Origin of the sequence: Sphingobium sp. CFD-2 (assembly GCF_024611135.1) — a bacterium.
GTDB lineage: Bacteria > Pseudomonadota > Alphaproteobacteria > Sphingomonadales > Sphingomonadaceae > Sphingobium > Sphingobium fuliginis.
Window position 1 is genome coordinate 1,898,309 of the sequence record NZ_CP084405.1, and the last position, 15,617, is coordinate 1,913,925.

General features: G+C 63.7%; 15 protein-coding genes and 1 pseudogene. 6 read left to right on the forward strand and 10 right to left on the reverse strand.

The features are described 5' to 3' along the window. Positions 1-33: 33 nt before the first annotated feature. The gene (locus tag LDB29_RS09130) at positions 34-981 is read left to right on the forward strand and encodes a hemolysin family protein (protein ID WP_025549178.1); all 948 of its coding nucleotides are present in this window, start codon (positions 34-36) and stop codon (positions 979-981) included. A gap of 73 nt (positions 982-1,054) precedes the next feature. On the opposite strand, the gene LDB29_RS09135 is transcribed toward LDB29_RS09130, so the two are convergent. Then, positions 1,055-1,429 (reverse strand): hypothetical protein, encoded by a 375-nt coding sequence (locus tag LDB29_RS09135; protein ID WP_025549176.1) that lies wholly within the window; start codon positions 1,427-1,429, stop codon positions 1,055-1,057. Between the two features lie 465 nt (positions 1,430-1,894). Here LDB29_RS09135 and LDB29_RS09140 point away from each other — a divergent pair, with 465 nt between their 5' ends. Continuing rightward, positions 1,895-3,328 (forward strand): DUF2142 domain-containing protein, encoded by a 1,434-nt coding sequence (locus tag LDB29_RS09140; protein WP_037482500.1) that lies wholly within the window; start codon positions 1,895-1,897, stop codon positions 3,326-3,328. A 51-nt stretch (positions 3,329-3,379) separates the two neighbouring features. Here LDB29_RS09140 and LDB29_RS09145 read toward each other — a convergent pair. The 4 genes and pseudogenes from LDB29_RS09145 to LDB29_RS09160 all read right to left on the reverse strand — a co-directional run. Continuing rightward, a pseudogene (locus LDB29_RS09145) lies at positions 3,380-3,961 on the reverse strand (phosphatase PAP2 family protein); the annotation flags it as partial. Then, positions 3,918-5,315: a dihydrolipoyl dehydrogenase gene (gene lpdA / locus LDB29_RS09150; RefSeq protein ID WP_025549172.1), complete on the reverse strand. Its 1,398-nt coding sequence runs from the start codon at positions 5,313-5,315 to the stop codon at positions 3,918-3,920. The pseudogene LDB29_RS09145 and the gene lpdA, both read right to left, overlap by 44 nt. Before the next feature lie 10 nt (positions 5,316-5,325). Next, positions 5,326-5,730, reverse strand: a complete 405-nt coding sequence (locus LDB29_RS09155) for an acyl-CoA thioesterase (RefSeq protein ID WP_025549171.1) — start codon at positions 5,728-5,730, stop codon at positions 5,326-5,328. Next, positions 5,730-7,028: a pyruvate dehydrogenase complex dihydrolipoamide acetyltransferase gene (locus tag LDB29_RS09160; protein WP_257556924.1), complete on the reverse strand. Its 1,299-nt coding sequence runs from the start codon at positions 7,026-7,028 to the stop codon at positions 5,730-5,732. Before LDB29_RS09160 ends, LDB29_RS09155 begins: the two co-directional genes overlap by 1 nt. Positions 7,029-7,231: 203 nt before the next feature. Between LDB29_RS09160 and LDB29_RS09165 the strand changes: the two genes are divergently transcribed. Continuing rightward, complete coding sequence (locus LDB29_RS09165; protein WP_025549169.1) at positions 7,232-7,687, forward strand: universal stress protein; 456 nt, start codon at positions 7,232-7,234, stop codon at positions 7,685-7,687. A 213-nt stretch (positions 7,688-7,900) separates the two neighbouring features. Here LDB29_RS09165 and LDB29_RS09170 read toward each other — a convergent pair whose 3' ends face one another. The 4 genes from LDB29_RS09170 to LDB29_RS09185 all read right to left on the reverse strand — a co-directional run bounded on the left by LDB29_RS09170 (position 7,901) and on the right by LDB29_RS09185 (position 11,282). After that, the gene (locus LDB29_RS09170; protein ID WP_025549167.1) at positions 7,901-8,671 is read right to left on the reverse strand and encodes an ABC transporter permease; all 771 of its coding nucleotides are present in this window, start codon (positions 8,669-8,671) and stop codon (positions 7,901-7,903) included. Next, positions 8,668-9,600, reverse strand: a complete 933-nt coding sequence (locus LDB29_RS09175) for an ABC transporter ATP-binding protein (protein WP_025549166.1) — start codon at positions 9,598-9,600, stop codon at positions 8,668-8,670. Before LDB29_RS09175 ends, LDB29_RS09170 begins: the two co-directional genes overlap by 4 nt. A 67-nt stretch (positions 9,601-9,667) precedes the next feature. Next, on the reverse strand, positions 9,668-10,297 hold the full coding sequence (locus tag LDB29_RS09180) for a class I SAM-dependent methyltransferase (protein WP_025549165.1): 630 nt from the start codon (positions 10,295-10,297) through the stop codon (positions 9,668-9,670). 70 nt (positions 10,298-10,367) lie between these two features. Continuing rightward, positions 10,368-11,282 (reverse strand): LysR family transcriptional regulator, encoded by a 915-nt coding sequence (locus LDB29_RS09185; protein ID WP_025549163.1) that lies wholly within the window; start codon positions 11,280-11,282, stop codon positions 10,368-10,370. Positions 11,283-11,393: 111 nt separating this feature from the next. Here LDB29_RS09185 and LDB29_RS09190 point away from each other — a divergent pair, with 111 nt between their 5' ends. The 3 genes from LDB29_RS09190 (at position 11,394) to mmsB (ending at position 14,585) form a co-directional block, all read left to right on the forward strand. After that, complete coding sequence (locus tag LDB29_RS09190; protein ID WP_025549162.1) at positions 11,394-12,536, forward strand: acyl-CoA dehydrogenase family protein; 1,143 nt, start codon at positions 11,394-11,396, stop codon at positions 12,534-12,536. Positions 12,537-12,564: 28 nt separating this feature from the next. Then, positions 12,565-13,623 (forward strand): enoyl-CoA hydratase/isomerase family protein, encoded by a 1,059-nt coding sequence (locus LDB29_RS09195; protein WP_025549161.1) that lies wholly within the window; start codon positions 12,565-12,567, stop codon positions 13,621-13,623. A 77-nt stretch (positions 13,624-13,700) separates the two neighbouring features. Then, entirely contained in the window at positions 13,701-14,585 is an 885-nt protein-coding gene (mmsB, locus tag LDB29_RS09200) for a 3-hydroxyisobutyrate dehydrogenase (protein ID WP_025549160.1), read from the forward strand. 218 nt (positions 14,586-14,803) lie between these two features. Here mmsB and LDB29_RS09205 read toward each other — a convergent pair whose 3' ends face one another. After that, entirely contained in the window at positions 14,804-15,580 is a 777-nt protein-coding gene (locus LDB29_RS09205; RefSeq protein ID WP_025550998.1) for an enoyl-CoA hydratase-related protein, read from the reverse strand. Between the last annotated feature and the right edge of the window lie 37 nt (positions 15,581-15,617).

Consider the following 15,617-nt stretch of genomic DNA (forward strand, 5'->3'; position numbering starts at 1 on the left):
GGCGATGCCGTGAACAGGGAAACGGGAACTACGATGGCGGAAGGCAGTCCCAAGGACGGCAACGGTTCGAAGGAATCGGACAGTAGCAGCCATGAGGGCGGTTTATGGAGCGGCCTGAAATCGCTGCTCTTCGGAGATGAGGAAAGCCACAGCCTTCGGCGCGAGCTGGAGGATGCGCTCGACGAATATGATGAGGAGGAGCAGGAGGAAGGCGCGGCGCCCCCTGCCAAGGGCGACCTGTCCGCCATCGAACGCCAGATGGTCCGCAACCTGCTGCACTTTTCCGAACATACGGTCGATGACGTGGCGGTCCCTCGCGCGGACATCATCGCCATAGAGGAAAAGGCCAGCTTTGCCGATCTGGCCGCGCTGTTCGCGGAGGCGGGACACAGCCGCATCCCCGTCTATCGCGAAAATCTGGACACTATCGTCGGCATGATCCACATCCGCGACGCCTTCGCCATATTGGCGGGCAAGGCGCCGGTGCCCGATACGCTGGAACCGCTGATCCGCCAGCCGCTCTATGTTCCCGAAAGCATGGGGGCGCTGGACCTGCTCGCGGAAATGCGCGCCAAGCGCACCCATCTCGCCATCGTGCTCGACGAATATTCGGGTACGGAAGGGCTGCTCACCTTCGAGGATCTGGTCGAGGAAATCGTCGGAGAGGTGGAGGACGAGCATGACGAGGAACCGGAAGCGATGCTGGTTCCGCTGGATGGCGGCCTTTGGGAAGCCGACGCCCGCGCCGAACTGGAGGATGTGGCGAAGGAAATCGACGAAAAGCTGGCGGACATAGAGGAAGATGTCGACACGCTGGGCGGCCTGGCCTTCGTGATCGCGGGCCGCGTTCCCGAGCCCGGCGAGATCGTCGAACATGCACAAAGCGGCTGGAAACTGGAAATCCTCGACAGCGACGGACGCCGCGTCAGCCGTCTGCGCCTTCACCCTCCGGCGGAACGGGAAATCGAGGAAGAGGGCTGATTTTGCTTTGAGCTGGGTTGAAGCGGTAGGAATCGGACCTGAGCAAGTGATGCGAAGGTCTCAGGATGGCCCGCTATAGCCCAGCCACCGCTGCTTCATCCTCCAGCAGCCACTCCAGTGCCGGCTCAGCCCATGGAAATATCCGCAGATAGGATTGGGTCATCACCCGGCGCACCTGCATGCTTGCAATGGCGCTGGGGGTGACGATGGCGATCCGCCTCGCCTTGGGAAAATCGCCGAGATGGCGACCGAAGGATGCAACCGCATCCTGTGTCTGGACGGCGCTGTCGGTCATGTCCATGCGCAGCAGATAGCCCGGCTGGAACCCCTGCTCAACGAACTGGCGCTTCAATATGCGCGCATATTCCGCAATCGCCCCATCGGTGAAGATGCCGCGCCATCGGATGTCGAGCAGGTTCAGATCATGCCGGAAATCAATGATATACATGGAGTTCTCCGCTAGGCTCAGGACCCGTTACTGGCGGGTTCGAGGCGTCGAAATGGCGACCATATCGGGCCGGAATGCGCGCCGCGAAGGCTCATTGCCTTTGCCAGCGCATGTCGGTTCGAGATGGAAGCCATTTCGGCGTCCCGCAGAAATTTGACCGAAATGACCCCAGTGCTGCGTCGGCAAGGCTGGAAATATCGACATATTCCTGCGCCTTGCCTTCTGGCCCTGAGCCATTTTGCCTCAAACCTCGACCCGGCCAGCATTGGGTCCCGAGCCTGACGACACTGGCGCGGAAATATTACGGAAGACTTACGCGATCCCCACCCGATATGTTGATGCAGATCAGAAATAGGCGCGAAATATTAAGAGCTTGCCGCTAGGTCATCATGCCCAGACAGGGGGCGATCGATGCGACAGGAAAGACGGACATCCGGCCGGGCGAATCCGCGGACGACGAGCTATATGCCATGGACCAGCCTGGAAAAGCGGCTCTACGCCCTGATCTGCATCGCAACCCTCTTCTTTGCCTGCGTCACGCCGCCCTTTCAGGCTCCCGACGAGAATCAGCATTTTATGAAGGCGCTCCTCCTTTCCGAAGGCGGCATGCTGACCAAGCAGCAGGGCGCGATGATCGGCGCCGAGCTTCCCCGCGCCGCCATCGACCTGCACGACGCCCATTTCCCGACGCGCGCATCACCCGAGGCCCGCCTGTTCCGGCCGTCCATGCTGATGACCGTGTGGGATGCCGGGAAATCCCGTGCCGATGAGCGTCGCTTTGCCGATTTCCCCAATGTGGCGAACTATGCGCCCACCCTCTATTTGCCCGGAGCGACCGGTCTGGCGATCGGCAAGAGCCTGGGCCTGCCGCATCTGGGAGCTTTCTACAGTGGCCGGATCGTCAACGCCCTGTTCGCACTGGCCATGCTGGCCGCGGCGCTCGGCCTTGTTCCCTTCGGCCGCAATGCCCTGCTCGCCACGGCGCTGCTGCCGACCTTCTGCTATCAAAATGCTTCGCTCTCCCCCGATGCGGTCATCAACGGCACGGGCTTTCTCGGCCTTGCCTTGGCGCTGCGGGTCGGCTTCATGGGGTGGACGGCGAAACGCGGCCTGGCGCTCTACCTGACCGCTCCCGTGCTGGCGCTTGCCAAGGGCGTCTATCTGCCGTTGATGGCGGCCGGATTGCGCTGGCCGGAAAGCCGCCGCGATCTTCGGCCCCTGCCCCTCCTTGCCGCAATGGTCATCGGCGCTTTCGCCTTCCTTCTGTGGATGAAGCTCTCCGGCGGCACCCAGGCGCTCTACCATATCGTGTCGCGCAAGACGGGCGAGACGGTCATGACCGCGCCTCTCGGTCAGCAATTGGCGGTTATCCTGCACGATCCGCTTGCCTATCTCCATATCCTTGTCACCAGCGTCACCGAACGCGCGCCGGTCTATGCGCTCCAGATCGTGGGCCGTTTCGGCTGGAATGCGATTTTGCTGCCTCTTCTCGCCTATCCGCTGGCGCTGGCAATGCTCGGCGCGGCGATTGGCAGCGGATCGGCCATGCGCGTCTCATGGGGGCAAAGGCTCTGGTGGCTCGCCATCGCGGCCGGGGTGGCGCTGCTGATCGAAACCGCCATGTATCTGACGGGCACGCCGCTTGGCGCCGACTATATCCAGGGGACGCAGGGTCGCTATTTCCTGCCCGTCCTGCCACTCGCATTGCTCGCCTTTATGCCGGCGGCGCCGCTGCGCGGCGCCCGGCCCCTGTTCGCCGGATCGGCCCTGCTGCTACTCGCCATTGCCGCCGCCACGGTTTTCGACAGCTTCTGGGTCCATGGCTTCGTCACCGCCGACGGCATGCCCCCGCACCATGACCCCATCCGCCGTCTCTTCCTGCCCTCTCCGCGCTGGTAGCCAGGCACCGCACAGCGCCAGCCAACCCAGTCCTTCGATCCAACCCGCCAGCACGTCGCTCGGCCAATGCACGCCCAGCCAGACCCGGCTGATCCCGATCAGCGCAATCGCCAGTCCCATGGCGACATAGGCGGAGCGCCGCCCGCCCAGCATGGCCAGGGCCCCGAAGAAGACCATGTTTCCCGCCGCATGGCCGCTTGGAAAACTATAGCTGTTCACCAGGTCAAGATGCGGCAACAGATCGGGCCGGGGCGCGGCAAATATCTGCTTGAGCGCCAGGTTGAGCAATGTCCCGCCGAACGCCGCCCAGAACAGCCAGAGGGCACGCGCACGCGCCATCCCCCAAAGCGCGACGAAGCAGGCGCCCAGCAGAGCGAAGCGCCCGGCCGTTCCGCCCACGGCCGACGCCAGTTGCATGATCCAGGTGACGATGGTTCCGGCGCCGCTGTCCCGCGCGCGCCCCGCCATTCCCATCAACCCGGCATTCAGCCCATCCAGCCATCCCTGCCGCTGGACCAGCGCAATCCCCAGGACGCAAAAAAGCGCGAGGACAAACGCCCCCGCGCCTTTAGCCACGGCTTTGCGCCGATCAGATATGGAGTGCGCGCCCATAAGCGGCGAGCACGCTTTCATGCATCGATTCCGAGATGGTCGGATGCGGGAAGACGGTGTGCATCAGTTCCGCCTCGGTCGTCTCCAGCGTCTTGCCGATGGTATAGCCCTGGATCATCTCGGTCACTTCCGCACCGACCATATGCGCGCCAAGCAATTCGCCGGTCTTGGCATCGAACACCGTCTTGGTGAAACCTTCCGCCTCGCCCAGCGCGATGGCCTTGCCATTGCCGATGAACGGGAACATGCCGACCTTCACCTCATAGCCGGCTTCCTTCGCCTTGGCTTCAGTCAGGCCAACGGAGGCGATCTGCGGATGGCAATAGGTGCAGCCCGGAATATTGCGCGGGTCCATGGCATGGGGATGATTGCCGGCAATGGCTTCCGCCGCGATCACGCCCTCATGGCTCGCCTTGTGCGCCAGCCACGGCGGGGCAGTGATGTCACCGATCGCCCAGAGGCCGTCGACATTGGTGCGGCACATCGCGTCGGTCTTCAGGAAACCGCGCTCGTCCATGGCGACGCCCAGTTCCTTGAGGCCGATATTCTCCGTATTGGGGACGATGCCGATGGCGACGATCATGTGGCTGAATTCGGCGGCGCTCTCCTTGCCCGCCTTGTCCTTCAGCTTCGCCTTGACGCCATTGGCGCCGACCTGGATGTCGCTGACGCCGGCACCGGTCAGGATGGTCATCCCCTGCTTCTTCAGCGCCTTTTCGAGAAAGGCGGAAACATCCGCATCCTCGACCGGCACGATGCGGTCCATCATCTCGACCACGGTCACGTCGGCGCCCATGTCATTGTAGAAGCTGGCGAACTCGATGCCGATCGCGCCCGATCCGATGACCAGCAGCTTGCCCGGCATTTCCGGCGGGGTCATGGCGTGGCGATAGGTCCAGACGAGCTTGCCGTCGGCCGGGCTGCCCGGCAGGTCGCGCGCCCGCGCACCGGTGGCGACGATGATGTGCTTCGCCGTCAGTTCCTCCGTCTTGCCGTCCCTGGTGACGCTGAGCCTGCCCTTCCCGGTCAGCTTGCCCTCGCCCATATGGACGGCGATCTTGTTCTTCTTCATCAGGTGCGTGACGCCCTGGTTCAGTTGCTTGGCGACGCCGCGCGAACGCTTCACCACCGCCGCGATGTCGGCGCTGATCTTCTCGGCCGCCAGTCCATAGTCCCCGGCATGCTGCATATAATGGTAGATTTCCGCGGAACGCAGGAGCGCCTTGGTCGGGATGCAGCCCCAGTTGAGGCAGATGCCGCCCAGATTCTCCCGCTCGACAATGGCGGTCTTCAGGCCCAGTTGGGCGGCGCGGATCGCGGCCACATAGCCGCCGGGGCCGGAGCCCAGAACGATGAGGTCGTAATTCTCAGCCATATCGGTCTCTCTAGTCTTGGTCCGCCAAGGGCGGCACGGAACGGGGCTGGCGATCCTCACCGATCGCCACGAATGTGAAGGTCGCGCGGGTGACGCGATAGCTGCGGTCGTCGTGCCGGGCACGGCGCCACGCTTCCACGTCGATCTTCATGGACGTGCGCCCGACCGATTTCAGCGTCGCAAACACCGACACCTCATCGCCCACAACGACCGGGCGCAGGAAAGTCATGCCTTCGACCGCGATGGTCACGGCACGGCCATGGCTGTGTCTGGCGGCGACGGAACCCGCCGCGGAATCCATCAGGCTCATCAACCAGCCGCCGAAAATATCCCCATAGGGATTGGTGTCGGCGGGCATCGCGATGACGCGCACCGCCGGGTGGTCTGCCGGCGGCTGCTCGTCCATCCGGCTCATCAGGCCAGCAAGCCGATCGGATTTTCGACCAGCTCCCTGAAGACCTGCATCAGGCGGGCGCCGTCCGCGCCGTCAATGGCGCGATGGTCGAAGCTGCCGGTGGCCGACATCACGGTCGCGATCTGGAGGGCGTCGTCGATGACATAGGGCCGCTTCTCGCCTGCGCCGATGGCCATGATCATGCCCTGCGGCGGGTTGATGACGGCCTCGAACTGCTTGATGCCGAACATGCCCATGTTGGAGAGCGAGGCAGTGCCGCCCTGATACTCCTCCGGCTTCAGCTTGCCATCCTTGGCGCGGCTGGCGAGGTCCTTCATCGCGGTCGAGATGGCGGCGACGCCCTTGCTGTCCGCTTCGGTCACGATCGGCGTGATCAGCCCGCCGGGAATCGACACGGCGACCGAAATGTCGGCGCGCTGGAATTTCAGCATCTGGTCGCCGGCGAACTGTACATTGCATTCCGGCACCTGGACCAGCGCGACGCCCAGCGCCTTGATCAGCAAGTCATTCACCGACAGCTTGACGCCCCGCGAAGCAAGGCCGGCATTGAGTTCTCCGCGCAGCTTCAACAGCTTGTCGAGCCGAACGTCCACGGTCAGGTAGATATGGGGCACCTGCTGCTTGGATTCGGTCAGGCGGCGCGCGATCGTCTTGCGCATGCTGCTGAGCTTGATGACCTCATGCGGGATGCCGAAGTCCTGCGCCGCAGCCGGAGCGGCGACGGGTGCGGCCGCAAGCGCGGAGGCAGGCGCCGGAGCAGCGGCCTTGGCGGCCGGCGCAGCACCGTCGAGGTCCGCTTTCACGATGCGGCCATTGGGGCCGGAACCGGTGACGGCGGCAAGATCGAGCCCCTTGGCCTCGGCCAGACGGCGAGCGAGCGGGCTGGCCTTCACCCTGCCATCGGTCCCCTGGGCCGGCGCCGGATCAGCCTTGGCGGCAGGTGCGGGCGCTTTGGCGGGAACGGGGTCGGCCTTGGGCGCAGGACTCTCTGCACTCTCTGCGGGAGCAGCCGCCTTGGGCGCGGCATTTCCAGCAGCGGCCTGCGATACATCCTCGCCCTCCTCCGCGATGATGGCGATGACCGTGCCCACCTTCACGCCCTCCGCCCCTTCGGCCACCAGTATCCTGGCCACTATGCCTTCATCGACGGCTTCGAATTCCATCGTCGCCTTGTCGGTCTCGATCTCTGCGAGCAGGTCGCCGGAGGAGACGGCATCGCCCTCCTTCACCAACCACTTTGCCAGCGTCCCTTCTTCCATGGTCGGGGAAAGGGCCGGCATCTGGATCGTCTTGCTCATGGGTGGAAGGCCTCTCATCTTATCGGGCATGGGGCAATGAAGTTCGTTTCGGCGCTTTGGCCGGAACGGTCAAGGCCAAGCCTTGCGCACCCGCCGATAATCGGCCACATTTCACCACTCTGGTTCACGGCTAACCATATGGGTTCAGCTGGCGCCTGTGACGATGAAGACCAAAAGGTCGTTACCCTGTAAGGACGCGGCAGATGCGGACATATCTGGTTGTCGTGGACGAATCGCCGGAGGCGGAGACGGCGCTTCGTTTCGCTGCGCGGCGCGCCGCCAAGACGGCGGGCGCGATCCGTATCCTGGCCCTCATCCCTCCCGCCGAGTTCGTCCAATGGGGCGGCGTGCAGGCGACGATGGAGGATGAAGCCCTGCAACGGGCCGAAGCGCTGGTGACGAGCGCGGCGGGCACGCTGACCGACGAGTCCGGCATCCGCCCCAGCATCACCGTCCGGCAGGGCGATCCGGTGACGGTCGTGCGCCACACGCTGGAGGAGATGGACGATGTCGCGGCATTGGTGCTGGGGGCCGCCGCCAGCGGGCACCCCGGCGTCCTCGTCTCGCACTTCGCGGGCGCCGACGCGGGCAAGCTGCCCTGCCCGATCATGGTCATCCCCGGCGGTCTGGATGCCGAGGCCATCGACCGGTTGAGCTAGCGCTTTTCCAAGCAGATGGAATCAGCTGCTGACTCGGAAAGCGCGACAAAACAAAGACCTAGAGCAGTCGAGCCGATGCAATCGGATCGGAATCTGCTCTAGGGGCATTGATCCGTGTTCCTGCGCGGAAAGGAATCCGGTTCGAACGGCAGGACCGGGCCCTTGCCTACACAGGAGCAAAGCTTGTTAAGCCGGACCCGGACGCCTTACGCCTTATTTCTTGAGGCGATAGCCCGTCCGGAACATCCAGCCAATGATGGCAAGGCAAAGCGCCAGCATGCTCGCAACGAACAGCAGGCTGAACTCGATGCCCACATCGCCCCGCCCGAAGAAGGTCCAGCGGAAACCGGAGATCAGATAGACGATCGGGTTGAACAGCGTGATCGTCCGCCACGGCTCCGCCAGCATGTGGATCGAATAGAAGGCGCCGCCCAGAAAGGTCATCGGCATGATCAGCAGTAGCGGGATCACCTGCAACTGCTCGAAACTCTGCGCCCATATCCCCAATATGAAGCCGAACAGGCAGAAGCTGACCGCGATCAGCACCATGAAGGCGACCATCGCGAGCGGATGGGCGACCCGGATGTCCACGAACAGATGCGCGGTCACGAAGATGATGGTGCCGACGATCAGGGATTTGGTCGCCGCCGCGCCGACATAGGCGATGATCGTCTCCACCGCCGATACCGGCGCCGACAGCAGTTCATAGATGGTGCCGGTGAATTTGGGCATATAGATGCCGAAGCTGGCGTTGAAGATGCTTTCGGTGAACATCGACATCATGATCAGGCCGGGCACGATGAAGGCCGCATAGGGTATCCCGTCGATCTGCGTCATGCGCGAACCGATCGCGCCGCCGAACACCACGAAATAGAGCGAGGTGGTGATCACCGGCACCAGCAGCCCGGTCAGCAGCGTGCGGCGGAAGCGATGCAGTTCGAACTTATAGATCGCCCATATGGCCCGATAATTGAACCCGCTCATGCCGCCTTCTCCTGATGGACCAGGGAGACGAAAATATCCTCCAGGCTGCTCTGCTCGGTATTGAGGTCCTTATAGCCGATGCCAAGATCACCCAGCTTGCGCAGCAGCGACGATACGCCGGTCCGTTCCGCCTGGGTGTCGAACACATATTCGATCTCATGGCCGTCCGCCTTCAGCGCGACCTGCCATTCGCCAAGCTCCGGCGGCACGGCGGACAGAGGTTCCGCCAGCACGATGGTCAGCGTCTTCTTGCCGAGCTTCTTCATGAGGGCGGTCTTTTCCTCCACCAGCACCAGTTCGCCCCTGTTGATGACGCCGACCCGGTCGGCCATTTCCTCCGCTTCCTCGATATAATGGGTGGTGAGGATGATGGTGACGCCGGTCTGGCGCAGTTCCCCGATCAGCTTCCACATGTCCCGGCGCAGTTCGACGTCGACCCCGGCGGTCGGTTCGTCCAGGAACAGCACCCGCGGTTCGTGCGACAGCGCCTTGGCGATCATCACGCGGCGCTTCATGCCGCCCGACAGCTCCAATATCTTGCTGTGGCGCTTGTCCCAGAGCGACAGGTCGCGCAGGATCTTCTCGATATAGGCGTCGTTGCGCGGCTTGCCGAACAATCCGCGAGAGAAGGTGACCGTGTCGATCACCCGTTCGAACGCATCGGTATGCAGTTCCTGCGGCACCAGGCCGATGGCGGAACGCGATCCGCGATAGTCGCGGACGATGTCATGCCCGGCGACGGTGACGCTGCCACCCGTCGGCCGGACATTGCCGCAGATGATGGAGATCATGGTGGTCTTGCCGGCGCCATTCGGCCCAAGCAGCGCGAATATCTCGCCCTCCTCGATCTCCAGGTCGACGCCCCTGAGCGCCTGGAAACCCGAAGCATAGCTTTTGGTCAGGCCCGAAACGGTGATGATGGACGCCATGCGCGGCAGTGCCCCCTTTTTTCTGAAGCGCAAAGATAGGGTGCCGCCCGCGCGGCGCAACCGCAGTCTATTCGCCCTTGCGGAAAAAGCGGAAGACCGTGGCAGGCGGGAAGTTGCGGACGGTCTGGCCGGCCCTGACGACCTCCAGGCCGAGCGCGTCGAGAATCTCCCGGCTCACGGGCGGACGCATCGAATAAGTGAACTGGATGAAGGCGCCGCCGGGCCGCAGCATGCGGAAGCTTTCGGAAAGAATGTCGGCATGCATCTGCCGATCCATCGCCAGCAGGGGCAAGCCGCTGATGACCGTCTGATATTCCCCGGCCTCGCCGGCGGTTGCGGTGGAAACGATCTGCGCCGGTGTCTCCAGCACCGAAACATGGGGAAAATGACGCCGCAGCCCGCGCGCAAAGGCTGGGTTGATCTCCACCACCTCCAGCTTGTCCGGGGGAAGGCCGGTGCCCAGGATCGCTCGGGTGAAGACGCCCGTGCCGCCGCCCAGTTCGATTACCCGGCCGTCCTCCGGATCGATATGTTCGACCATCAACCGCGCGAGATAACGGCTGCTGGGCACCACGGATGCGGTCTGGCGCGGTTTCTTCACCCAGGCGGCCAGGAAATCCAGATATTCGGTCGCCCGGGTGCGAAACTCGCTGTTGGGCAGGGTCATCGCCCGGCTGCGCTTGGACTTATGCTGCATGAGCGAACTGCGACCATTTCACTGTCATGCCGACTCCCTTAGCGGCCCGGACGGGCCGCGTCGATATGGCCTAGAGGCGATTTCCCGTCGGCTGGTCGACCTCGGCGGCGCTTTTCAGGGTTTCGATACGCTCCTGCAACCATAGCGCCACGGCCGCGATGCGGGGCAGCTTCTTAAGGTCGCCATGCGTCACCAGCCAGAAACTGCGCATGATCTCCACCTCGCCGGCCATCACCGGCACCAGCGAGGGATCGCCGCCCGCGATGAAATCGGGCAGCACGCCGATCCCCGCCCCTTCCGCGATCATGCGATGCTGCATATTGATGCTGGTGGCGCGCAGACTGGCTTCCAGCCCCGCCTCCACCTCGTCCAGATAGTCGAGTTCGGGCGAGAAGATGAATTCCGGCACATAGCCGATCAGCACATGATCGCGCAGGTCAGCGGTGCCTTCGGGCACGCCCGCCTCCGCCAGATAGTGGGGCGCGGCATAAAGGTGCAGCCGGTAATCGCCCATCCGGCGAACCGACAGCCGCCCCCGCTGCGGCCGGGCCAGCATGACCGCCATGTCGGCCTCCCTCTTGGACGGATTGAGGAAACCGGATGCGGTGATGAGGTCCAGCCTGATGGCGGGATGGCGCCTGGCGAAGTCGGCAAGCCCCGGCGCCAGCACCCAGGTGCCAAAACCCTCGGCCACCGAAAGGCGCACCTGGCCGTTCAGATGATGCTCCCGCCCGGTGGCCTCCTCCATCGCGGCGAGCGCTGCGCTCTCGATGCTTTCGGCATGGCTCAGCAACGCCTGGCCATGGGCGGTCAGCGTGCGCTCCCCCGCCCCCACTTCGAACAGTTCGGGCCCCAGCGCCTTCTCCAGCCGGGCAAGCCGCCGCGCTATGGTCGTCGCATCGATCCCCAGGGCTCGCGCGGCGGGCGCGATCTTTCGCGTGCGCGCCACCGCCAGAAAGACCCTGAGATCGTCCCAATCGAACATTCATCACTCGCCAAATCTGCAAAATCGCTGCAATGCTATGCAGAACTGCGTTGTTGCGTGCAATTCCGCATCGTATCTAGAAGCAACCCAAAGCGAACGTCAGGAGAGTTTGTGAGCCAGTTCGATCTCACCGAGGACCAGTTGGCCATTCAGGAGATGGCGCGCCGGTTCACCGCCGATGCGATCACCCCTTTTGCGGCGGAGTGGGACGAAAAGCATATCTTCCCCCGCGACACCATCCGCGCCGCGGCGGAGCTGGGCTTTGGCGGCATCTATGTGTCGGAGGAATCGGGCGGCATTGGGCTCGGGCGGCTGGAGGCGGCGCTGGTCATGGAGGCGATGGCCTATGGCTGTCCGTCGACCAGCGCGTTCATCTCGATCCACAATATGGCCGCCTGGATGATCGACCGGTTCGGATCGCAGGCCGTGAAGGACAAATATCTGCCCTCCATGGTGCCGATGGAGCGGATCGGCAGCTATTGTCTGACCGAAGCGGGATCGGGGTCCGACGCGGCGGCGCTCAAGACGCGGGCGATCAGGCAAGGCGATCATTATGTCGTCACCGGCTCTAAGCAGTTCATCTCCGGCGGCGGGGAGAATGAAATCTATGTCGTCATGGTCCGTACCGGCGACGACGGGCCGAAGGGCATATCCTGCCTCGTCATCGAGAAGGACATGCCCGGCGTCAGCTTCGGCGCGCAGGAACGCAAGCTCGGCTGGCATTCGCAGCCGACGGCTCAGGTCAATTTCGACGGCGTGCGGGTGCCGGTCGAGAATCTGGTCGGCGGCGAAGGCGAAGGCTTTCGCATCGCGATGATGGGGCTGGACGGCGGGCGGCTCAACATCGGCGCCTGCTCGCTGGGCGGAGCGCAGCGCTGCATCGACGAAGCGCTCACTTACACCAAGGATCGCAAGCAGTTCGGGCAGAGCATCGCGGATTTCCAGAACACGCAGTTCACGCTGGCGGATATGGAGACAGAGCTTCAGGCCGCCCGTACGCTGCTCTATGCGGCGGCGGTCAAGGTGACGGAGAATGCGCCGGACAAGACGCGCTTCGCCGCCATGGCCAAGCGGCTGGCGACCGACACCGGATCGTCGGTGGTCGACCGGGCGCTGCAACTGCATGGCGGCTATGGCTATCTGATGGACTATCCGATCGAGCGCTTCTGGCGCGATCTGCGCGTGCATTCGATCCTGGAAGGCACCAATCAGGTGATGCGCATGATCATCGCCCGCGACATGCTGCGGCCCTAAGCCCGAGAGAGAATGCGCAGGAGATTTTATGACCGATCAGGTGCTGATTTCCGTCGATAATGGCGTGGGGCGGATAAGGCTGAACCGGCCCAAGGCGATCCATGCGCTGACCACCGAGATGTGCGGCGCGATCATTGAGGCGCTGCTGGCCTGGCGGGAGGATGAGAGCGTCGTTGCGGTGATGCTGGATCATGCCGAAGGGCGCGGTTTCTGCGCGGGCGGGGACATCGCCATGATCGCCGACAGCGCCAAAGGCGACTGTTCGGAGGCGGAGCAATTCTTCTTCACCGAATATCGGATGAACCATCTGCTGTTCGTCTATGAAAAGCCGATTATTGCCTTCATCGATGGCATCGTCATGGGCGGGGGCGTGGGGATTTCCGATCCGGCACGCTATCGCGTGGCGACAGAGCGGACCACCTATGCCATGCCGGAGACGGGCATTGGGCTGTTTCCCGATGTGGGCGGCGGCTGGTTCCTGCCGCGCATGCCGGGGCGAACTGGGGCATGGCTGGCGACGACGGGCGCGCGGATCAAGGGCGCGGATTGCGCCGCCATCGGCATCGCGACCCATTATATGGCGTCGGACAAGCTGGATGCCGTCAAGGCGCGGATTATTGCCGATCCCGACGGATTGGCGGAAATACTGGACGAAATGGCCGATGCGCCGCCGCCATCGGCCTGGCAGGCGCATCGGGAGGAGATCGACCGGCTGTTCGCTTCGGACCGCTTCGAGGATATTCTGACTGCATTGGAAGCCGACGGATCGGACTGGGCGCGCGAGCAACTGGCAACGCTCGCCACCAAGTCGCCGCAGACGATCAAGGTGGCGCTGCGCCAGATGGTCGAGGGCGCTGCCTTCACCGATTTTGCCGACAATATGCGCAACGAATATCGCATCGGCCATCATGTCATCCGCCGTCCCGATTTCGTGGAGGGCGTGCGCGCGGTGATCTTCGACAAGGACAATGCGCCGCGATGGAATCCCGCGCGGCCGGAGGATGTGACGGACGAGCTGGTGGACAGCCTGTTCGCGCCCTTGCCGCCGGAAAGGGAATGGACGCCGCTGCCCGAACTGCGCGGCTGAACATGCTTTGTTTTCCGTGATTTCCAAGCCGTCAGATGGCCTATCTGACATGAAATCGCTCTAGAGGAGTGCCTGAAATGAGCCAGACCATCGCCTTCATCGGCCTGGGCAATATGGGCGGTGGGATGGCCGCAAATCTGCTGAAGAACGGCTTTGCCGTGCGGGCCTTCGACCTTTCGGAGGAGGCGCTGGCCAAGGCGGCCGAAGCGGGCGCCGTGCGCTGCGCCAGCGCGGCGGAGGCGGTCTCAGGCGCCGATGCGGTGGTCACGATGCTGCCAGCGGGAAAGCATGTGGAAGCCGTCTATACAGGCGAAGTCTTCGGGGCGGCCAAGGCGGATGCGCTGTTCCTCGACTGTTCGACCATTGACGTCGCGACGGCGCGCCGGGTGGAGGAAGCCGCTGCGGGCAAGGGCTTCGAGATGGTCGATGCACCCGTTTCAGGCGGCATCGCGGCGGCCAATGGCGGTACGCTGACCTTCATGGTCGGCGGCTCGGACCAGGCTTTCGGCCGGGCCAAGCCGATCCTGTCGACCATGGGCAAGGCGGTGATCCATGCCGGCGGCGCGGGCAATGGTCAGGCCGCCAAAATCTGCAACAACATGCTGCTGGGCGCGACCATGGTGGCGACCTGCGAGACCTTCGCCATGGCGAAGAAGCTGGGCCTCGACCCGCAGACCTTCTACGATATTTCCAGCGTATCGTCGGGGCAAAGCTGGTCCATGACCAGCTATTGCCCGGTGCCGGGCGTCGGGCCGCAAAGCCCGTCGGACAATGGCTATCAGGGCGGTTTCGCTGTGGGGCTGATGCTGAAGGATTTGAAGCTAGCGACGGAAGCCGCCGCTTCGGTCGGAGCGAGCGTGCCGATGGGAAATGCGGCGGAGTCGCTTTACCAGCTGCTCGCCAATCAGGGTGAAGCGGGGCGCGACTTTTCGCTGATGATCGAGATGTTGGAGGGGAAGTAAGGGGTTTCCATCTCCAAGCGTCTCGTAAATGGGTGGATTGCGGACATTCCCCCTCCCGAAGGCGGGAGGGGGTTAGGGGGTGGGCTGGCGCGGCATCTGCGCTGTTTTGCACCGGCTAAGTCAGAAGCTCGCTACGCTCGCGCCCACTCCTAACCCCTCCCGTTTACGGGAGGGGAATGTCCTGAATTGGCCATCATCAGCCTCCATCCGCTCATCAATCAGCGGCCTTTCCAAACCCCCGGACGCTTGGCGACGAAGGCTTCCATGCCTTCCTTCTTGTCCTCGGTCGCGGTCAGGATCTGGAACAGGCGGCGCTCGGTCAGGATGCCCTGAGCCAGCCCGGTCTCGAAAGCCAGATTGACCATTTCCTTGTTCACCATCGCGGCCATGGGCGGCATCCCCGCTATGGTCGCGGCCGTTTTGAGCGCGTCCTCCAGCAGATCAGCCGCCGGAACGATCCGCGCGACCAGACCGGCGCTTTCCGCTTCTTCGGCGCCCATCATGCGGCCGGTCAGGCACATTTCCATCGCCTTCGCCTTGCCGACGGCGCGGGTCAGGCGTTGCGATCCGCCCATGCCCGGCGCGACGCCCAGCTTTATTTCGGGCTGGCCGAATTTCGCGGTGTCGGCGGCCAGGATGAAATCCGCCATCATCGCCAGTTCGCATCCGCCGCCCAGCGCGAAGCCGGCGACCGCCGCAATCCACGGCTTGCGGGTGGCGACGACCTTGCTCTGCCAGCCGGAGAAGAAATCCTCCAGGAAGAAGTCCGCCGAATCCTTCTCCACCATTTCCTTGATGTCGGCGCCGGCGGCAAAGGCCTTCTCGCTGCCGGTCAGGACCAGGCAACGCTGCGACGGATCGGCATCATAGGCAGCAAAGACCTCGCCCAGATCCTTCAGCACCTGGCTGTTCAGCGCATTCAACGCCTGCGGGCGGTTGAGCGTGACCAGCGTCACCGCATCGCGCTGTTCCACCAGGATCGTTTCATATGCCATTGCCGTCTCCCTTCATTGACCCATTGCGATCCGCTCT

Bases quoted from the DNA above. Each gene is read 5' to 3' on its own strand.
- LDB29_RS09170 (WP_025549167.1), bottom strand. From the start codon at position 8,671: ATGAGCGGGTTCAATTATCGGGCCATATGGGCGATCTATAAGTTCGAA.
- lpdA (WP_025549172.1), bottom strand. From the start codon at position 5,315: ATGGCTGAGAATTACGACCTCATCGTTCTGGGCTCCGGCCCCGGCGGC.
- LDB29_RS09165 (WP_025549169.1), top strand. From the start codon at position 7,232: ATGCGGACATATCTGGTTGTCGTGGACGAATCGCCGGAGGCGGAGACG.
- LDB29_RS09155 (WP_025549171.1), bottom strand. From the start codon at position 5,730: ATGAGCCGGATGGACGAGCAGCCGCCGGCAGACCACCCGGCGGTGCGC.
- LDB29_RS09135 (WP_025549176.1), bottom strand. From the start codon at position 1,429: ATGTATATCATTGATTTCCGGCATGATCTGAACCTGCTCGACATCCGA.
- LDB29_RS09180 (WP_025549165.1), bottom strand. From the start codon at position 10,297: ATGCAGCATAAGTCCAAGCGCAGCCGGGCGATGACCCTGCCCAACAGC.
- mmsB (WP_025549160.1), top strand. From the start codon at position 13,701: ATGAGCCAGACCATCGCCTTCATCGGCCTGGGCAATATGGGCGGTGGG.
- LDB29_RS09140 (WP_037482500.1), top strand. From the start codon at position 1,895: ATGCCATGGACCAGCCTGGAAAAGCGGCTCTACGCCCTGATCTGCATC.
- LDB29_RS09175 (WP_025549166.1), bottom strand. From the start codon at position 9,600: ATGGCGTCCATCATCACCGTTTCGGGCCTGACCAAAAGCTATGCTTCG.
- LDB29_RS09130 (WP_025549178.1), top strand. From the start codon at position 34: ATGGCGGAAGGCAGTCCCAAGGACGGCAACGGTTCGAAGGAATCGGAC.
- LDB29_RS09185 (WP_025549163.1), bottom strand. From the start codon at position 11,282: ATGTTCGATTGGGACGATCTCAGGGTCTTTCTGGCGGTGGCGCGCACG.
- LDB29_RS09195 (WP_025549161.1), top strand. From the start codon at position 12,565: ATGACCGATCAGGTGCTGATTTCCGTCGATAATGGCGTGGGGCGGATA.
- LDB29_RS09205 (WP_025550998.1), bottom strand. From the start codon at position 15,580: ATGGCATATGAAACGATCCTGGTGGAACAGCGCGATGCGGTGACGCTG.
- LDB29_RS09160 (WP_257556924.1), bottom strand. From the start codon at position 7,028: ATGAGCAAGACGATCCAGATGCCGGCCCTTTCCCCGACCATGGAAGAA.